The organism is Mesorhizobium sp. BR1-1-13 (genome assembly GCF_020165515.1).
Taxonomy (GTDB): Bacteria; Pseudomonadota; Alphaproteobacteria; order Rhizobiales; family Rhizobiaceae; genus Mesorhizobium.
Genome location: NZ_JAIUIH010000005.1, coordinates 208,999 through 226,549, shown reverse-complemented (window position 1 = coordinate 226,549; position 17,551 = coordinate 208,999). Strand labels below are relative to the sequence as shown.

General features: G+C 61.1%; 12 protein-coding genes. 7 read left to right on the top strand and 5 right to left on the bottom strand.

Translation table 11 applies throughout. The annotated features are described in order from the left end of the window. Positions 1 to 434: 434 nt before the first annotated feature. Positions 435 to 1,757: an NAD(P)/FAD-dependent oxidoreductase gene (locus LB533_RS14630; RefSeq protein WP_224677490.1), complete on the top strand. Its 1,323-nt coding sequence runs from the start codon at positions 435 to 437 to the stop codon at positions 1,755 to 1,757. Positions 1,758 to 2,361: 604 nt separating this feature from the next. Here LB533_RS14630 and LB533_RS30005 read toward each other — a convergent pair. The 3 genes from LB533_RS30005 to LB533_RS14610 are packed head-to-tail and all read right to left on the bottom strand — an operon-like array spanning position 2,362 to position 5,487. Continuing rightward, entirely contained in the window at positions 2,362 to 3,456 is a 1,095-nt protein-coding gene (locus tag LB533_RS30005) for a cupin domain-containing protein (protein WP_318012438.1), read from the bottom strand. Continuing rightward, on the bottom strand, positions 3,422 to 4,423 hold the full coding sequence (gene pdxA / locus LB533_RS14615) for a 4-hydroxythreonine-4-phosphate dehydrogenase PdxA (protein ID WP_224677489.1): 1,002 nt from the start codon (positions 4,421 to 4,423) through the stop codon (positions 3,422 to 3,424). The genes LB533_RS30005 and pdxA overlap by 35 nt, the downstream gene beginning before the upstream one ends. Next, positions 4,420 to 5,487 carry a four-carbon acid sugar kinase family protein gene (locus LB533_RS14610; protein ID WP_224677488.1) on the bottom strand — a complete coding sequence of 356 codons (1,068 nt, stop codon included), beginning with the start codon at positions 5,485 to 5,487 and terminating at the stop codon, positions 4,420 to 4,422. Before LB533_RS14610 ends, pdxA begins: the two co-directional genes overlap by 4 nt. Positions 5,488 to 5,561: 74 nt before the next feature. Here LB533_RS14610 and LB533_RS14605 point away from each other — a divergent pair, with 74 nt between their 5' ends. Next, positions 5,562 to 6,440 carry a LysR family transcriptional regulator gene (locus LB533_RS14605; RefSeq protein WP_224677487.1) on the top strand — a complete coding sequence of 293 codons (879 nt, stop codon included), beginning with the start codon at positions 5,562 to 5,564 and terminating at the stop codon, positions 6,438 to 6,440. Between the two features lie 41 nt (positions 6,441 to 6,481). Here LB533_RS14605 and LB533_RS14600 read toward each other — a convergent pair whose 3' ends face one another. Next, complete coding sequence (locus LB533_RS14600) at positions 6,482 to 7,420, bottom strand: ornithine cyclodeaminase family protein (RefSeq protein WP_224677486.1); 939 nt, start codon at positions 7,418 to 7,420, stop codon at positions 6,482 to 6,484. Positions 7,421 to 7,647: 227 nt separating this feature from the next. Here LB533_RS14600 and LB533_RS14595 point away from each other — a divergent pair, with 227 nt between their 5' ends. From LB533_RS14595 to LB533_RS14575, 5 genes are all read left to right on the top strand, one after another. After that, positions 7,648 to 8,514, top strand: a complete 867-nt coding sequence (locus LB533_RS14595; protein ID WP_224677485.1) for a GNAT family N-acetyltransferase — start codon at positions 7,648 to 7,650, stop codon at positions 8,512 to 8,514. A 16-nt stretch (positions 8,515 to 8,530) separates the two neighbouring features. After that, the gene (locus LB533_RS14590) at positions 8,531 to 9,700 is read left to right on the top strand and encodes an alanine racemase (protein WP_224677484.1); all 1,170 of its coding nucleotides are present in this window, start codon (positions 8,531 to 8,533) and stop codon (positions 9,698 to 9,700) included. 284 nt (positions 9,701 to 9,984) lie between these two features. Further along, positions 9,985 to 11,439, top strand: a complete 1,455-nt coding sequence (locus LB533_RS14585) for an aldehyde dehydrogenase family protein (RefSeq protein ID WP_224677483.1) — start codon at positions 9,985 to 9,987, stop codon at positions 11,437 to 11,439. Between the two features lie 1,249 nt (positions 11,440 to 12,688). Next, entirely contained in the window at positions 12,689 to 12,985 is a 297-nt protein-coding gene (locus tag LB533_RS14580) for a type II toxin-antitoxin system RelE/ParE family toxin (protein ID WP_224677482.1), read from the top strand. An 8-nt stretch (positions 12,986 to 12,993) separates the two neighbouring features. Next, positions 12,994 to 13,302 carry a HigA family addiction module antitoxin gene (locus LB533_RS14575; RefSeq protein ID WP_224677481.1) on the top strand — a complete coding sequence of 103 codons (309 nt, stop codon included), beginning with the start codon at positions 12,994 to 12,996 and terminating at the stop codon, positions 13,300 to 13,302. A 904-nt stretch (positions 13,303 to 14,206) separates the two neighbouring features. Here the strand turns inward: LB533_RS14575 and LB533_RS14570 are convergent. Further along, positions 14,207 to 17,296 carry an ATP-binding protein gene (locus tag LB533_RS14570; protein WP_224677480.1) on the bottom strand — a complete coding sequence of 1,030 codons (3,090 nt, stop codon included), beginning with the start codon at positions 17,294 to 17,296 and terminating at the stop codon, positions 14,207 to 14,209. Between the last annotated feature and the right edge of the window lie 255 nt (positions 17,297 to 17,551).

Genomic DNA, 17,551 nt, shown 5'->3' with positions numbered 1-17,551 from the left:
TCGACACTTGCCCTTCTACCTCTATTGATGAAGCACCTTGCGAAGCGGCCAATACCGGTGCCGGATCCGGTTGTTAACGCCAGCGGCGAGATCCTTCTCAAATGGCCGACATGGTGTTGGGCGCGGCATCCATGTCATCGGGTTTTGCCTACGAAAGCTGCGCCGATTCAATTCGTCATATCCTCTGTGCAGAGGTAGTCGAAAGCAAACGAGGGCCACAAGCGCGATCCAACGGACTCGGGAGCATGTTGCGCCGCCCTCCGCCGAACCGGGACTCGGTTGGGCTTGAGCAGTTCGTATCGAGCAAGCGGCCAAAACCCGAACATCTTGCGAAGCCCTAGATGATTTCGGCACATTCTATCGAGCGCACGATGCGATAAAGGGCCGGTCGGAACTTTGCTTCCGAATTCTTGGCAGCCGAGGTTGGTTGGAACATGTCGCCCCGTGTCGAACGCATTCACAGCGACGAGCGCCTTCCGGCCGAGGCCGACGTCGTCATCGTCGGCGGCGGCATCCTCGGCTCTACGGCCGCCTACTACTTGGCGAAGCGTGGCCTCTCTGCGGCCCTTCTCGAGAAGGGCCACGTCGCCTGTGAACAATCGAGCCGAAACTGGGGTTGGTGCCGCCAGCAGAACCGCGACCAGCGCGAACTGCCGCTCTCGGTGATCTCCATGCGACTGTGGGACGAGCTCACGCGCGATATTAATCGAGACCTCGGATTTCGACGCTGCGGTCTTGTCTATGCGACCCACGACGAGGCTGTGCTCGCCGGCTGGGACAGGTGGCGCGAGGTCGCCAGGGAGTACGAGGTCGACACCTGCATGCTGAGCCGGGCGGAGGTGGCCGAGCGCGTCCCCGAAGCGCGCGACAAATGGGTCGGCGGGACCTATTCGGAGCGGGACGGCAAGGCCGAACCTGCGCTCGCCGCGCCGGCTATCGCCGATGGGGCGAGAGCTCTAGGCGCTACGATCCACCAGGGATGCGCCGCGCGGGCGCTCGACTTGGCAAATGGCAAGATTGCGGGCGTGCACACGGAGAAGGGGTATATTAGAACCAGCGCGGTGCTGTGCGCCGCCGGCGCCTGGTCCTCGCGCTTCCTTCGGCCGCTCGGGATCAGTTTCCCGCAAGCGAGCATCCGGCAGACCGCGCTGCGTTCCACTCCGACGATCAACATAGGTGAGGCGATCTCCACACCCTACTGCACGATCACGCGCCGACTGGATGGCAGTTATACGCTTGCGATCAGCGGCAAGGCGAACCTCGAAATCACGCCCCAAGCTATCCGGTATGGCCGGGAATTCATGCCGCAGTTCTTGCGTCGTCTGAAGAACGTTAGGCTCGGCATTGGCCAATCGTTCGTTTCGGGACCGGATTCGGTGCCGGCGCTGCTGACCAACGACGATCGGATTTTCGAACAGAATCGCATGCTGGATCCTCCGCCCTTGAAATGGCTGGTGAGCCAGGTGGTGGAGAGTGTCCGGAAAACCTTCCCCCAACTCAGCGATGTAAAGATCGATAGCGCCTGGGGAGGCTTCGTCGATTGCACGCCGGACGCAGTGCCTGTGGTGTCGCAGGTGGACGGGGTGAAGGGCCTCGTCCTCGCGGCGGGCTGCTCAGGCCACGGCTTCGGTTTGGGCCCGGGGCTTGGCTACCTGGCCGCAGAGCTTGTCGTAAACGACACGCCTTGCGTCGATCCTAAACCGTTCCGCCTGTCGCGTCTGGTCGATGGCTCGAAGCTGGACATCGCCGCGATCTGAAGATCAGCCGGAAGTCAGACCTGACGCGCACCAAGCGAAGTCAGGGTGTCAGCGGACGGGTGAGCGGAATCGCCACGTTCCCGTGCCGTCACGTCTGCCGACGCATGAGCGCAAAGTGGTAGGAGTTGCACCAGAATCCGCTCGCAAGAGCGCCGCGTTCGGTCGACCTTCCCGGTCGGCAGCATGCCCAGCCTAGGCGGGCTGCGGTCCGGCGCTGTGTGTCTACAGCATGTCGCGGCGGATAGGGTTAGCCCGACCTGCTGTAAGCTTCTGACTTTATGCATGTCGTGGTCCCGGAACCGAGGACACTTCCGGGACAACGACATGCATTAACCTTCGGATCATCCCGCCTGCGGCTGAAGGCGGCGCAGTGTACGACACGATCTTTCGGTGCTCACGGCCGCGGCGATCTTCCTGGTCCTGCTCGAGGCGCGCGTCGCGAAGTGCGGCGGGCCGGGCGCCCGATGCTCGTCGCGCTCCTCTTTGGCGCAGTAGGAACCGTCGCAAGGCGAGGCGGATAGCATTGGATCGCATGATCGAGACGCTAACGAGGTGAATTATGGTGCCACCGAATTGCGGTGCCAGTTTTGTACGCGCACGCGCCTTAGACCCGGCCGAGCTCAGTAATGCTGCGCACATCCTTTGCCGAGCCGGCGTTCACCGTGCTGCCCGGCTCAAGCAGCATGACTTCGCAGTTGTCATCCAGGGCGACTGGGCAATGCTCGACGCCATGCGGCACGACGATGAACTCGCCCTCCTCGATGATCTCGTCCCGATCGCGGAACTTCATCAACAGGCGGCCCTTGTGGACGAAGAAGAGTTCGTCCTCCGTCTTATGAAAGTGCCAGACGAACTCTCCGGCGAACTTGGCGAGCTTGACCTGCATGTTGTTGACCTGGCCTGCGATCTCGGGTGACCAGGCATCCGAGAAGTGCTCGAAGGAGCGTGCCAGGTTCTTCTTGTGGAAGGGCGAGATATGCCTGTTGAGCCTGGCGACGTCGCGCAGAATCGCAGCGAGCTGGCTCGACACATCCTTTCCCGGCGCCGGGTATTTGCCATCTAGCGCGGCGGTGCCGATGGTAAAGCCGGCGGCTCCAGCGTCCTTGACCACACCGATCCGCTCTGGCGTATCGATGGAGCCGGCGACATAGACGGGCTTGGATACTGCGGCACAGACCGCCTTGATCAGCGCCCGCACGTCTTCCTTGGACCGGTAGGCCAATAGGTCCAGGCCATGCACTCCATCACGTGCCGCGAGCGTCCGAGCGCTGTCGAGGATCTCGGCAATGCTGCCTTCCAGCACGCTCGGGTGGCCCGTGATACGGCCCGGAAAGGGGCAGTACTGGACGTCTGTGCCGGCGATCAACGGTAGGACGTCATCGACGCGCGTACCGCCCAGCAACACATCCACGCCAATCTCGGTCGCGACGCGCGCCGAAACGATCTCGCTGTCGCGGTCGAGCGACACAACCTCGAGATAGGAGGTCGCCCCACCCGCCTTGATGGCGGCGTTCAGGGCCATCAGCTCATCGGTCGGCAGGCCGATATCCTTGAAGCCGATATGGCGCACGCCGAGGCTCAAGGCGGTTTGAAGCTGTTTCGACGCGTCTTCGACCGTCCGGTCGTTCCGCGTGAGCATGAAAATAAAGCGAAGGCCCATTAGACTACCCTTTAAGTTGTTTGGTCTTGGTTGCAGCAACGAGCCGCCGGGCGTAAGCGAGCGCGGTCCCCAGACTGGTGGGATCGGCGATGCCTTGACCTGCGATATCAAACGCCGTGCCGTGGTCAGGACTTGTGCGAACGAACGGCAGGCCCAGCGTGATGTTCACGCCCTTTTCGAGGCCGAGATATTTCACCGGGATCAGGCCCTGATCGTGATATTGAGCCACGACCACATCGAAGCGACCCTTGCGGGCCTGCATGTAAACAGTGTCGCCGGGCCAGGGGCCACTAGCATCGATGCCCTCGGCGCACGCCGCCTCGATAGCTGGCCGGATGATCCGGATTTCTTCGTCGCCGAAGAGACCACCTTCGCCGGCATGGGGATTGAGCCCCGCGACTGCAACTCGCGGTGCCGCAATTCCGAGGGCCTTGGCGCCGTCATGGGCCAACCGGATCGCTGACATCTGCGCGTCGAAATCCGCCTGGTCGATGGCCTTGCGCAGCGACGTGTGGGTGGTAACGAGAACCGTGCGGATATCGTCATTGGCCAGCATCATGGCGACTCGTTGTGCGCCGCTATAATCGGCCAGAATCTCGGTATGTCCGGGATAGCGAATGCCTGCGCATCCCATCGCTCCTTTGTTGATCGGTGCGGTAACGATGCCGCTGACGCTGCCGGCCTTGGCCGCCATGATGGTGGCTACGACGGCGTCGAAGGAGGCCTGGCCGGAAATGGCGTTGACGACCCCGGGCGGCGGCAGCGCCATGATTTGGGTCGCTTCGACGATCTCGATGGACCGCGGCTCGAATCGTGCCTCTTCAGGTCCGGCGATATGCCTGACCGTTAGGTCGAGACCCAGACGATGGACAATGTCCTCCATTACGAGGTAGCTGCCGAACACGACCGCGCGCTCATGGGCGTGGGCCAATATCTTCGACACGATCTCAGGGCCGATGCCGGAGGCATCGCCCATCGTGATGGCAAGGGGGGCGGCTTGGGTCATGACAATACCTGTCCTGGCACTGAGAACGCCTGGCGGAGTTGGGCGATCGCACAACGCAGCGTGTCGTCGTCACCGAAGCCGCCTGCCTTCATGGCTATAAGTAGCTCGCCCCCATCCCCGCGGAAGGCGCGGCCCAGCGGAAAGCCTGGCTCGAACTCCCGCAGGATCTCGAACGCCCGGATGTTCAGGCGGTCTAGGATCGCTTCCATCGTGTCTCCGCCGGTGGCGATGACGACATCGAAGCGCTTGTCGCGCAGTCGTCCAGCCGCATCCTGAGCGATTTCGCGCAGCACGAAGACAGGATCGTCCGCGCGTTGGGCCGGAGCCCGTAGCAAGGTTACTCCGGCCTCCGCGGCGACCCGATCGGCCTGACGATGGCTGAGCGGGTTGGCGCTGCCGATCGCGATGAGAATATCACCGCGGGCCGCGACGGCAGCATCCGGCGCAGCCGCAACCGGCGCAAGGCGTTTGGCCAGGGCCAGCGCCATACCGGGAGAGCCCACCCAGAGGATCGATTCCGGTTCGGGCAGAGCGGCAATCTGTGTGTCGAGATCGTCCTGTGTCACGGCATCGAGCATGACGACGTTGCTGACGCAGGCCGGAACATAGTCGACCAGTCGTGACTGCCGCGCCGGATGAACGGGGTCGCGACTGTATGCGCTCTCCGCTACCGGCACGCCATTCACAAACTGAACACCGCTAGTGGTCGTGCGCCCTGCAGCAGGGAACGCCGGAGCAAATACCAGCGTCTTGCGACCGCATGCCTTGAACGCCGCCTCCAGTTCTGCAGTGACATGGCCCCGCAGCGTAGAGTCCACGGTTTTGTAGAGGACATTGCGCGAAGCGAGCTGCGCGGCAAGCTTCGCCGCGAGTTCCGCAGCCTGCGAGGCGGTAACAGATCGCGATCCGCTGTCTACGGCGGCGATCGTTACCTGCTCCGTCGGGAGCGAGCCCCGGCCGACAAATGCTCGCAGCCCCCGCTCGACAAACGGGCTAGCGCCATCCGCCGCGCTGGTCAGGTCGTCGGCGAGGATACCGATCGTATATTGGCCATTGGTTCCCATGGATCAATTATGCTGAGTCAAACGCTGTTTAAAAGCGATAGTTTCTAAACAGATTCGGTGATAAAAACTCACCAATGAAGCGGTCCGAGATACCCTCACTGGATGATCTTCGAGCGTTCGAGACGACGGCTCGGCTCGGCTCCGTCCGGCTGGCGGCGGACAGTCTTGCCTTGACCCACGGCGCCGTCAGCCGTCGGATTACCAAGCTGTCTGACGATCTTGGATTTAAGCTCTTTGAGAAAAGTGGCCGGGGCTTGCGCCTTACGGCGGCTGGAGAGACGCTCAACCTCACGCTAGGCCGGTTCTTCACGGAATTGACGACAACCGTCGACAGCCTGCGGTCGGCCCACTCCCAGCAAAACGCCCTCGTTCTCTCCTGCGAGCCCTCGGTCGCGATGCGTTGGCTCATTCCGCGACTGGCCAACTTCCAAAGCGCGCATAGCCATATCGCCTTGCATCTGTCGGTAGGTGGCGGCCCCGTCGAGTTCCGCCGCGACCGGATAGATCTCGCCATTCGCCGGCTTGACTTCGCGCTGCCCGACGCCTGGCGTGTCCAGCGTCTTTTTGCTGAAAAGATGGGACCAGTCATGAGCCCTCAGCTCGCACCGGCGTTTGCTGCGGGGGAATACATTGCCTTGGGCTCAAAGACGCGGCCGGACGCCTGGTCGCACTGGCTTTCCACCCACCCCGCGGTGCGACCGCCCACGGAAATCCGCTTCTACGACCACCACTTCCTGATCGTTGAAGCCGCATTGGCGGGGCTGGGCGTTTCGCTCAGTCCCATGGTCCTTGCAGCCGACGACATAGATAGAGAGCGGCTCGTCGCGCCGGCCGGTTTCGATTCCGACGGAAGCCACTATGGACTTATTTGGATAGGAAAAACTGAACTGTCTGGGAAAGCCCGCGATCTTGCTCGATGGCTGGAAGCACAATGCCGGATTTCATGTGGCTAAGCAGGTATTCAGTACATCCGTCGCAGCCTTGGCACGTTGAATCAGCGGTTGGCCGCCTTTGCGCTTATCAGCGCGTCTGCCATGTAGAGGTCCTGCAGGGAGATACCGGAACTGTCGAAGACAGTGATTTCATCGTCGAAGCGGCGACCGGGCGCACGTTTGTCAATGACGTCGCCGATTGGTGTTACAGCAAGTACGCCGGCGTCAATCTCGTCGCGCACGTGCTGGAACTCGCCGATCTGGACGGACTGGGAAAGCAGATCACAAAACAAACGCGCCTTTTGAAACAATTCGTCTGGCAACTCGTGCTTGCCCGGAGCATCCGAGCCCATGCTGGCGACATGCGTTCCAGGGCCGACCCAATCGGCCTGGAACAGCGGTTCACGTGACGGGGTCGCTGTCACCACAATGTCGGCCGCACGCACGGCTTCCTCGGCCGATACGGCGCGCGCCTCCAGGCCTCTTTCGCGGATATGCTCGACAAAAGCATCGCGTAGTACTGAAGGCTGGGCCACGATCAGCACGGTTGCGATCGGGCGAATCCGTGCCAGCGCCGTCACTTCGAAGCCCGCCTGGTTGCCGGCGCCGAACATCGCCAGAACCTTGGCTCCCTTCCGCGCAAGACTATCCGCCGCAACCGCATCGGCGGCGGCCGTCCTGTAGGCATTGACCTTCCCGGCCTCGATCACGGCGCCGAGCCGGCCGGTATGCGGATCGAGAAGGACAATGGTGGAGTTGTGGCGGGGAAGGCCACGTGCCGGGTTGTCCTTCCAGAAAGAGCCGATTTTCACTCCGGTCAGGTGGTCCGCCGAACCGGATTTGATTGAGAAGGTATTGGTTGGCTCCCGCGTGCGCCCGAGAACAGCGGGAAAGATCCTGCTCTGTGGCGACGCTGCTGCAATGAGAGCCTCCCGCGCAGCCTCGAAAGCAAGTTCATCCGTGACGAGGGCGGCGGACTCCTCTTCGCTGATATAGATCATCCAGGTTTCCTCCTGAGCATCAAGCGTACGCCGGCCGCAGGCCCACAAGGGGCGATTCATTGACGGATATACCTCTCGCGTTTCGTACGATTTGACATGCCGAGAAGCCGCTTAAAACAAACAATACCGCTGATTTGAGAGGGCAAAACGGCAGGGAAATTCGCCCGCGGGAGGCGACTCTAAACCCCACTTCAATTGGATCCCAGACCAAGAGACGGCGTTTCCCTATGACCATTGAATACGCGGGAAAAACTTTCAGTCCCACGCTCGAGATGATGAACTTTGCATCCCGCCATGTGCCGGGCGCGCTGAAACTGTCGCAGGAGATGGCATGGCCTTATCGCCGCGAGGACTGGGAGTTCGCCGCGATGGTGGGCCAGGGCCTGGCGCTGGAGCGGGCAGGGGAGGTCATCGGCACCGCCATGTGGTGGAACTATGGAGAGGCCTACGCCAGCGCCGGCATGATCATCGTCACGGCCTCCGCACAAGGCGGCGGGTACGGCTCGCGCCTCTTCGATGGGTTACTTCATGCAACGGACGGGCGCAGCGTGCTTCTCAATTCAACCGAAGAGGGGCTCGCACTTTACAAGCGGCGCGGCTTTACCGCCTGGCGCACCGTGCTCCAGCACCAGGGCCGGCTGACAGTCGCCATGCCGCCGAACGGGCGCGACGGCATCCGTCCGGCGACTGCCTTCGACCTCTCGGCGATCCAGGCCTGTGATGAACGCGCTGCGGGCATGCCTCGGTCGTCGATGGTGGCCGCGCTTGCCGATGTCGGCAATGTGGTGGTCATCGATCATGCAGGAGGGGTTGCTGGCTACGCCATCGCCAGGAGGTTCGGGCGCGGCTACGTCATCGGCCCTGTTGCGGCCGAAAATGCTGAGGGGGCGCGAGACCTGATCCTGGCCCAACTTGCGAGGCTCCACGGGCAGTTTGTGCGCATCGATATCTACGCCGAACGCGGATTGGGCGACTGGCTGGAGGATCTCGGTCTCGCGCGGGTCGGCGATGCGACCGCCATGGTCAAGGGGCAGCGACCCGTCTCCGACGGGGCGGCCCGCATCTATGCCTTGGCAAACCAGTCGTTCGGTTGAGGGGGATACGGGAGCAATGGGGACTAACGTGAAAATCGCTGAGGCGGCCAGAACGATCGACGCGCTCGTCACCCCGTCGCTGCTTCTGGACCGAGGGCGGCTCGAGTGTAATGTCCAGCGTCTCGCCGAGCACGCCAGAAAGCTTGGCGTTGTGCTACGACCGCATATGAAGACGGCCAAGAGTATCGACGTGGCCCGGCACGCGTTCCCCCACGGACCAGGCCCGATCACCGTCTCGACCATAGCAGAGGCGGAATACTTCGCGGGTCACGGCTTTCGGAACATGACTTATGCAGTCGGCCTTTCGCCGGGTTCGGCCATTCGTGCCATGGAGCTTTGCCGCCGCACGGGCATCGACCTGAAGCTGCTGCTCGATACCGTGGAGCAGGCTGAGGCTTTGGCAGGCGTGCGCGGGGCCACCGGCGTGACGCCATCCGTCTTCATCGAACTCGACTGCGATGACCATCGCGGCGGATTGAAGCCGGACGATCCCAAGCTGATCGAGGTGGCCGACAGGATCGTCGCCGCGGGCGCTAAACTCGTAGGCGTCCTCGCCCATGCGGGCGAGTCCTATGGCTTGAGCACGCCCGATGCGCTGCTGGTGGCAGCAGCGAACGAGCGTTTGGCCACCGTGCACGCCGCCGAAATCCTGCGTGCGCACGGTCATGCCTGCCCGATCGTCAGCCTCGGCTCGACGCCGACTGCACATTTCGCCGAGAATCTGGAAGGCATCACGGAGTTGCGCGCCGGGGTCTACATGTTCTTCGACCTCGTCCAGCACGGCGTCGGGGTCTGTGTCATCGACGATATCGCGATCTCAGTTTTGGCTACTGTAATCGGCGCCAAGCCGGAAAAAGGTTGGGTGCTTGTCGATGCGGGGTGGATGGCGCTTTCCCGCGACCGGGGCACCGCCAACCAAAAGGTTGATCAGGGCTACGGCATGGTCTGTGACGAGAAGGGACGGGTGCTCGAAGACGTGATCGTGGTCCAGGCCAGCCAGGAGCACGGTATCCTCGCGATCCGCAGCGGTTCCGGCAAGAGCATGCCTGAACTGCCGGTAGGTACGCGAATCCGGATCCTGCCCAACCACGCTTGCGCCATGGCCGCCCAGCATGACTTCTACAGCGTCGTCAACGGTGAGTGCCCTAAGATTGAAGCGCGGTGGGAGCGGATCCGCGGCTGGTAGACGTTCCGATCTCCATGCTTGCATGGCGCCCATGCAAACCGACGCCTTGGGGTGAAAAATGAAACTTACCTCCTACTGGCTGGACACGTCTCAGCCGTTCGATCGCGGGTCATCCGAAGTCATAGAAGGCGGCTAAGACGTGGCCGTAGTGGGTGGCGGCATGACCGGGTCCTCCCCGGCGCTGGCCCCCGCCAAGAAGGGCGCCCGGGCCGCCCCAATACCGCCGGCAACGCCGCATCCGGGCGCAATGGCGGCATGTGCAACCGAATAAAGGATCTCGTGACATGACCGTGCCCATTGAGCACCTGTCCCGGAACGGTCACCTGGACAGGTTCTTCATTGGCGGCGAATGGCGAGAACCAAGCGGCTCCGCCAGGGGCGTTGTGATCAATCCGGCGACAGAGGAGGCAGTGTGCCATTTTCCGCTCGGAAACGGCGAGGACGTGGGCGTGGCCGTTTCGGCGGCGCGCCGGGCGTTCCTCAATTGGAGCCGTACCAGGCCGGAATACCGCGCGGATCTGCTCGATCGCCTGCAAGCGCGGCTCGAAGCTCACAGCGAACTCATTGCACAATGCCTGAGCCTCGAAATGGGCGCGGCGATCGGATATGCGCGTACCGCGCAGGTGCCGCTGGCGATCGCCCATGTGAAAACCGCGCGCGACGCCCTGACAACGTTTCCCTTCGTGGAGCAGCGGGGCCACACTGCGGTCACCCGCGAGCCGATGGGTGTCTGCGCGCTGATCACTCCATGGAACTGGCCACTCTACCAGATTACCGCCAAGGTCGCGCCAGCACTTGCCGCAGGCTGCACTGTCGTGCTGAAGCCGAGCGAATTGTCGCCCCTGAATGCCCTGCTCTTCGCGGAGGCGATAGAGGAAGCCGGCTTCCCGGCCGGTGTCTTCAACCTAGTTAATGGTGACGGTCCGGGGGTGGGTGCGGGGCTCGCGTCCCATGCAGATGTCGACATGATCTCCATTACTGGCTCTACCCGTGCCGGCATCGCGGTGGCACAGGCAGCAGCGCCCACCGTCAAGCGTGTCGCGCAGGAGCTCGGCGGCAAGTCGCCGAACGTGATCCTGCCCGACGTCGATCTCGATGGCGCCGTTTCTCTGGGCATAGCCGCTGCCTTCCGCAATCTCGGCCAGTCGTGCAGTGCGCCGACGCGCATGATCGTGCCGCGCGCTCAGCTTGCCGAGATCGAGTCGATTGCCAAGCGGGTGACGGATGAAATCGTCGTCGGCGACCCGCTCGCGGAGACCACCACCCATGGTGCGATCGCCAACCGTGCCCAGTTCGATCGCATCCAGACCATGATCGGCGTCGGCATTTCAGAAGGCGCGAAGCTCGTCACCGGCGGACCGGGTCGTCCGGGCGGTCTGAAGGCCGGGTTCTTCGCCAAACCGACGATTTTTTCCGAGGTGCGCACGGACATGCGGATTGCTCAGGAGGAGATCTTTGGTCCGGTTCTCTGCATCATCCCTTACGAGACAGTAGACGAGGCCGTCACCATCGCCAACGACACCGTCTATGGCCTCGGAGCGCATGTGCAGGGCAAAGATATGGTCGTCGTCAAGGACGTCGCGTCCCGAATCCGCGCCGGTCAAGTGCATCTCAACTACCCGGCGTGGGACCCCCATGCGCCCTTTGGCGGCTTCAAGCAATCCGGAAACGGGCGCGAGTACGGGCTCGAGGGCGTGTCGGAGTATCTCGAGGTCAAATCCATCCTCGGCTATTTCTAGGAGTCGTCTGCCGCCAAGCGCAAAGGGCGTGTTCACCTATGTGCTGATGGGGCAGCCTTCACAAGGCTATTCCTCCTTCAGGCGACCGTCTTCACGGCGAGATGTTTCACTAAAGCCCCGCCCCGGCGGGCAGTAGCCCTGTCGCTCTACCCGCGCTCCTTCCGGTACAAGCATCAGGATGAACGCCTCGGTGGCCAGCGGCAGCCGCCGTTCACATGGTTCTTCAAACAACTTGGTGGGGGCCGGAGCGGTTCAAATCTCCGCCTCGGCAGAGTCCCAGGCGGATTGAGGCCACCGCCCTCTCGCTGCCCATGTCCCTAGAGCCGGACGGGCTGCAGTCGGCTCCACTCACGACATCACCACGCTCGGCTTAAAGGGCCGTCACTGGCGCTATCATCACCTTCACGCAACACTGAAAACGCGCTTCTCGCCCGCCATCCAGGACCGCCTTTGAGCGAGGCGCATTAGGGCGAAGCAATCGTTTTGAGTGGGACAAAAACATTGAAAAGCATTGGAACGGATTTGAATGCCGCACGGTCCCACCGCGTTGTAACTGGTTGATTAACCTCGGTTTCCAAACATCCTCCGGGCCCACCATTATCGTCTTTTTTTATCAATGATTTAGCACCAATTTCTCCCTCGATTAGCTAAATCCGAGGTGGCGAACCTCCGTGCATCGTTTTGATTTATGGCCTTAACGGGGCTGCTGAGGCCTGCCGGAAGTAGTTGTAGCGATCGCGACGAGCGAGTGGACCGCTACCGTGTCGCCGATCCGTAACACAGCTGCCGCCGCCATGCTCAACGGCCGTGTCGGCGATGTCGCTGGCATGATCGACTAAGGGAACGTCAAGCTAAACATCGCGATCGCTTTGGCTGGCTCGAATTCATTCGACACCCTCCCACCCATGTGAAAACTCCGAAGTCCCACCAAGGACTGATCGCTGTCGCGATGCAATTTTGGCTGCCTAGCCTGGAGCATCGCCTTCGACAAACGCGGCACCAATGTGCCTAATGCATGCGCTTTGGTCGCTGCGTGTTTGGAGCCCTGTGTGCCTCCTGTGGATACTCCCACAAGGCTGGCGAGGTTCTCTGCTCGTTCGAGAGAATCTACCTCCCTCACTTTCAGCCAATTATGCCGCCTGCTAGGCGTCACGGCTTTGTCGGCTGTCAGGACTCGGGGACGTCAATTGGACACACAGATTGCAAAATGCACCATAGCACGGTACATTGACACAAACTGGAATTGGGAATGATCGTCGGATTTCGAGATGATTGGCTGCGTGCCTTCTTCGTGGAAGATGTCAGATCACGTAACATCCCCTCCGATCTCGAAAGCCGGTTGTTCCGCAAGCTCCAGATGATCGACGACGCGGTGACGGATCAGGACTTGCGCGTGCCCCCGAGCAACCATTTCGAGAAGTTGCGCGGGAATCTGCAGAGCTTCCACTCGATCCGCGTCAACAAGCAATGGCGGCTGATTTTCCGTTGGGATAGCGAACGGGGCGAGGCGTCCGATCTCTATCTCGACGATCACAGTTACAGGTGAGGCGAAACATGCTGATAACGAAGCGCAAGCCGGCGACGGTCGGCGAGATCCTGACGGAAGAGTTCATGCGCCCGCTCGGGCTGACGCAGGCCGCGCTGGCGGAGGCGATGGGTGTCCAGCGCAAGCATGTGAACGAGCTTTGCAACGACCGCCGCAACGTGACGGCCGCAACGGCACTCATCCTTGCGCGTGTCTTTGGCAACAGTCCCGACTTCTGGCTGAACATCCAACGTCGAAACGATTTGTGGGAAGCGATGCACTCGGCACGCGATCGTGCACGGATCGAGCGTGCAAAGCCACTGCCGACAGCCGCGTAGAAGAGAAGGCGCGGGGATGCAGGCACCATCATCAGATTTGTCGCTAGCGGGCTGCGCCTGTCAGCGACGAAATGCATCGAACGCCACCTGAAAACCGCAAGCCAGACGCGGTTCTCGACCGACCGCCGCGGAGCGGAAGGCAGGCAGGCACGGGAAGCCCAGAAGTTCGAGATCATATTGGGCCCGGAACGATACGGAACGATACGGGAAGAAATCTGAAACGGGTCCGCGAAAAACGCGATGAAATCAACAGTTTGAACACATCCTCCGGGCCCACCAGAATACTCAATTAAACTATTGAAATTATTAAGTTTTTCCGAGCAGGCCCAAAACGCGGACTCGAACCCCTCGGATTTTATGAATCCGGTCGCAAAAATCTCTGATAGGCTTCGCGATCAATTTGATCCTCCAGACCTCGCGCACCGCAATGCGGAAGCGCCACAGAATCGGAAGGCTAGGGAGGAAGTCCACCGAAGCGTAGGGCATATGTTGGTATACTAAATTCAGCCTCGCTCCTGGCCTCTCGAACGGCAACTTTGCGCCTCATGTACGAACCCGCTTCGCGGGAGAGTCGCGTGGTTCTGAGATGACGCGTATTCATAGGCCTTGAGCAGTTAAAGCCTGCGATCTGACCATGGAATTCCCTTCAACGAGAGGAACTTGTCATGGCTACCTTGTCGACCGATGCTCCGATCACGCCGCTTCGCCCAGCGAATGCAGCAAGACATGCTGATGCGGGGCCTGGGACCGCATACGCAGCACTACTAGTTCGGCATGTTCGTCGCTTTGCCGCGTTCCTTGGCCAGACTCCCGACCCCGCGACGACCGAGGACATACAGCGCTTCCGGCTGCGTTGCTGACACCGGGGCGGTCTGGCAGCAATGTCGCGATCGCGGTCCGATCGTCAGGCGGACGGACCGGCTCGGCCGCGCAATTGTTCCAGATCGTTCAGGGCGCGAAGCTCGAGCATCTTCGCACCCTGGTTTCGAGCAGTCTCTACCGAGAGTTCAAGCGCCTCAGTGGCTGCCCTGCGAGTGCTTCCCGACTGTAGAAGAAGAGCCGCTTTGATCCGGTTGAGTTCCGCGTCGAAGAAGTGCACGTTCACGGCCGTGCTGCTGACGACCGCTTCGTTGACATGGCGGAGCCCCTCACGCGGCTTCCCTGCTTTACCGCAGGCGTCGGCGAGAAGGCCAAGCGCATAGCCGCGAAACAGCTTCGCACCTGTCGCGGCGTACGCCTCGATTCCCTCGTTCAACATATTGATCCCCGCATCAGTTGAGCCTTGTTCGGCAACCGCCCAGCCCCGAATAATGGTGCCCCAGGACATCCAGTACAAAAGGCTATTCTCGGTAGCTATCGCAACGGTGCTCGCAGCAAGCTCCTCAGCTATTCCTGGCTGACGGAGGCCTTGATGGACGGCCGCCGACATGCAGAGGGCGTAGGTGAGGCTGAGCGGATGCGCGAGCGTTTCTGCCAGACGGATTGCTTCGCGACTTCGCTCAACTGCGTACTCGGAGCTACCCGCGCACCATTCGAGCCAAGCAAGATTGGCAAGGCCAGCAACACCTGCATCGGATCCGTATGTCAGGATATTTCGGCGCGACGATGCTCGATCGTATCCGCCGAGCGCGGCCTCGAGCTGCCTTCTGCTTGCGGGGAATTCCCCGAGGCAGAAGAGACACCAGCCGAGAGCACGTCGCGCTTCGACTCGGATTGACCGATCATCACCCCGGTCCGCCACTTCGAGGAGTTGCTCACCGATTTCTCGAGCCACCTGAACAGGTCCTCGCACCTGATAGTACGACTGCAAACCTCGGAGGGCAGCCGCGAGCTGTGGGGTGTCTCCGATCGTCTGGCACAGAAAGCGCGCCCTGGCGTAGATGTGCTCAGCCTCCGAAGCGGCCCAACCCCTGATCGAGGTCAGCGCAGTGCCAAGCCCGATCAAGAGCGAAGCCTCCTGTTGCTGGCGCTGATGCGATGAAGGAAGGCTCATGATCGCAGCCAATGCTTTTCGGAAGTGAGCTTCGGCCTCGGGGTTTGTATAGCGGCTCAGCGCTCGTTCGCCGGCTGTTTGCCAGTAGTTGATAGCTCGCTCTGTATCCCCCGCAAGGTTGAGATGCTCAGCTATCAGCTCTGGTTGCCGCTCGGCCAAATCCGGGAACCGGACAACCAGCGCCTCGGCGGCCCGCAGATGGTAGTGGCGCCGAGAGCTTCGAAGCAGGGATTGATAGGCTGCCTCCTGAATGAGTGCATGTTTGAAAGAATATGAAGCGTGCGGAGCAATACCACGCTGTAACAGAATCTGACGGTCGACCAGCTGGGATAGAGCGCTCAGCAGCTCTGTCTCAGACGCCAACGTGACTGCCTTCAACAACTCGAACGGAAACTCGCGGCCAAGAGTTGCTGCGATCTGCGCGGTCGCTTTGATGGAATTCAGCCGATCTAGTCGGGCCATCAGGGAGTCGCGCAATGTTACAGGGATAGCAGCCTCGTCGAGGAGGGCCGGAGCCTTCGCGCTACCGCCGACCTGCGCAGATTCGATAACGGTCTTCGTTAATTCCTCCACGAATAGCGGCACACCGTCGGCCCGTTCAATCAGCTGGCTGCGCAACGCCGGTGATAACTCGGTGCCCTTGGTCAGGTTGGCAATAATCTCGTTGGTGTCACCAGAGGAGAGGCGCGAAAGCGTAAATCGCATCGCGTACGAAGGATCAATCCAAGGCTGTACGAACTCCTGGCGAAACGTCAGGAGGAGAAATAACTTCGCGGTTGGAACAAGCTGAAGAAGTTGCTTGATGACGTCGAGCGTTGAGGGATCGGCCCAATGGAGATCCTCTACGACAAAAATAAGCGGGCGACGCTCCGTCTCTCGAAGCAACCAGGTCAGCAGAATTTCAATCGTCCTCTCCCGCCGCCTTTGAGGCGGCAGATTGGTCGTGTCCAGTCCTGCAGGAGCCGGGAGCGATAGCAGAGAAGCAATCAGGGGCAGCGCCTCTTCCCGAAATGGCGACTGCTTTAGCGACGTTTCAAGTTTCGCCAGTCTTTCGGCCGCGCCATCCGACGAGGTAATTGCAAGATGCCGATGCAGCAAATCAATAATCGGGAGGAACGCGCTGTCGGACGAATGCGGCACGCAGTTACACGCAAGCATGGAATGGTCGTCGGCTATGCTGGCGTGAAAAGCGTGTACGAGGCGTGATTTGCCAATTCCCGGGTCGCCGCAAATCAACGCCACTTGACCCTTGCCCTGCAGTACGCGCTCCCAACCCTCCCTGAGGTGTGCCAGCTCGCGTGTGCGTCCAACGAGCGGAGTAAGGTTCCGAAGTGCAAATGCGTCCTGCCACGTGAAGGCTGATTCAGCCAACGGTACATAGACCCGTATCGGACGCGAAATACCTTTGAGATGGCGCTCTCCTAAGGCGCGACATTCAAATCGATGCTTGATCAGGGCGTATGTGGCATCGCTGATGAGTACCGTCTGGGGCGCAGCGAGCGCTTGCAGACGAGCTGCCACATTGGGAGTCTCGCCGACGATAGAGTAGATCTCCCGGTCAGAACCGCTGGGGAGGTCGCCAGCAACCACCAATCCGGTATGGATGCCGATGCGAACCTGCAAGCTGGCACCAGCGCAATCGACCATTTCAGCGCTACGTTGCTGGAAACGCGAGATGATTTCAATCGCAGCGCGCACAGCCATTACCGGATCGTCGTCGCCTGCACCGGGATAGCCGAAGTAAATGAGAAGACCGTCCCCGAAGTATGAAGCTATCCACCCTCCGCAATGGCGGACCACCTCATCGCAAGTGGATCGATAGGTAGCAAAAAGGTCGCGGAGATCCTCGGGGTCGAGTTGCTCCGATAAGGCAGTTGACCCGACGATGTCGCAAAACACGACAGTGATCTGCCTGCGCTCTGCGGAGGCGAGTGCGGCGTCGTCGGACAGAGGCGAAGGTGCGTTCGTCAGCGGTGCTCCGCAGTTGCCGCAGAACCGCATACCAACTCCGTTCTCGAACCGACACCGAGGACATCGCATATGGAGCGTCTCCAGCTTGTAAACCTGTGAGTGCTCGTCCCGAGAAATGGGTTTCTGGCCGGGGTTCGTGCGACTCCAAAGGTTGTCAAAGCTTTCTTGGAACCACGATGTGGATCCGGCGACATCATAGCCGCGGTGGCTTACGTTAGAAACTCCGAATGGACTCTGACCGAGCCGTTTATGCCGAACCGTGTGAACGCGCGCGACCACGCGCCT

Excerpts from the sequence above, each read along its gene's own strand:
- LB533_RS14630 (WP_224677490.1), top strand. The coding sequence starts at position 435 with ATGTCGCCCCGTGTCGAACGCATTCACAGCGACGAGCGCCTTCCGGCC.
- pdxA (WP_224677489.1), bottom strand. The coding sequence starts at position 4,423 with ATGACCCAAGCCGCCCCCCTTGCCATCACGATGGGCGATGCCTCCGGC.
- LB533_RS14610 (WP_224677488.1), bottom strand. The coding sequence starts at position 5,487 with ATGGGAACCAATGGCCAATATACGATCGGTATCCTCGCCGACGACCTG.
- LB533_RS14605 (WP_224677487.1), top strand. The coding sequence starts at position 5,562 with ATGAAGCGGTCCGAGATACCCTCACTGGATGATCTTCGAGCGTTCGAG.
- LB533_RS14600 (WP_224677486.1), bottom strand. The coding sequence starts at position 7,420 with ATGATCTATATCAGCGAAGAGGAGTCCGCCGCCCTCGTCACGGATGAA.
- LB533_RS14595 (WP_224677485.1), top strand. The coding sequence starts at position 7,648 with ATGACCATTGAATACGCGGGAAAAACTTTCAGTCCCACGCTCGAGATG.
- LB533_RS14590 (WP_224677484.1), top strand. The coding sequence starts at position 8,531 with ATGGGGACTAACGTGAAAATCGCTGAGGCGGCCAGAACGATCGACGCG.
- LB533_RS14585 (WP_224677483.1), top strand. The coding sequence starts at position 9,985 with ATGACCGTGCCCATTGAGCACCTGTCCCGGAACGGTCACCTGGACAGG.
- LB533_RS14580 (WP_224677482.1), top strand. The coding sequence starts at position 12,689 with ATGATCGTCGGATTTCGAGATGATTGGCTGCGTGCCTTCTTCGTGGAA.
- LB533_RS14575 (WP_224677481.1), top strand. The coding sequence starts at position 12,994 with ATGCTGATAACGAAGCGCAAGCCGGCGACGGTCGGCGAGATCCTGACG.
- LB533_RS14570 (WP_224677480.1), bottom strand. The coding sequence starts at position 17,296 with ATGCGGTTCTGCGGCAACTGCGGAGCACCGCTGACGAACGCACCTTCG.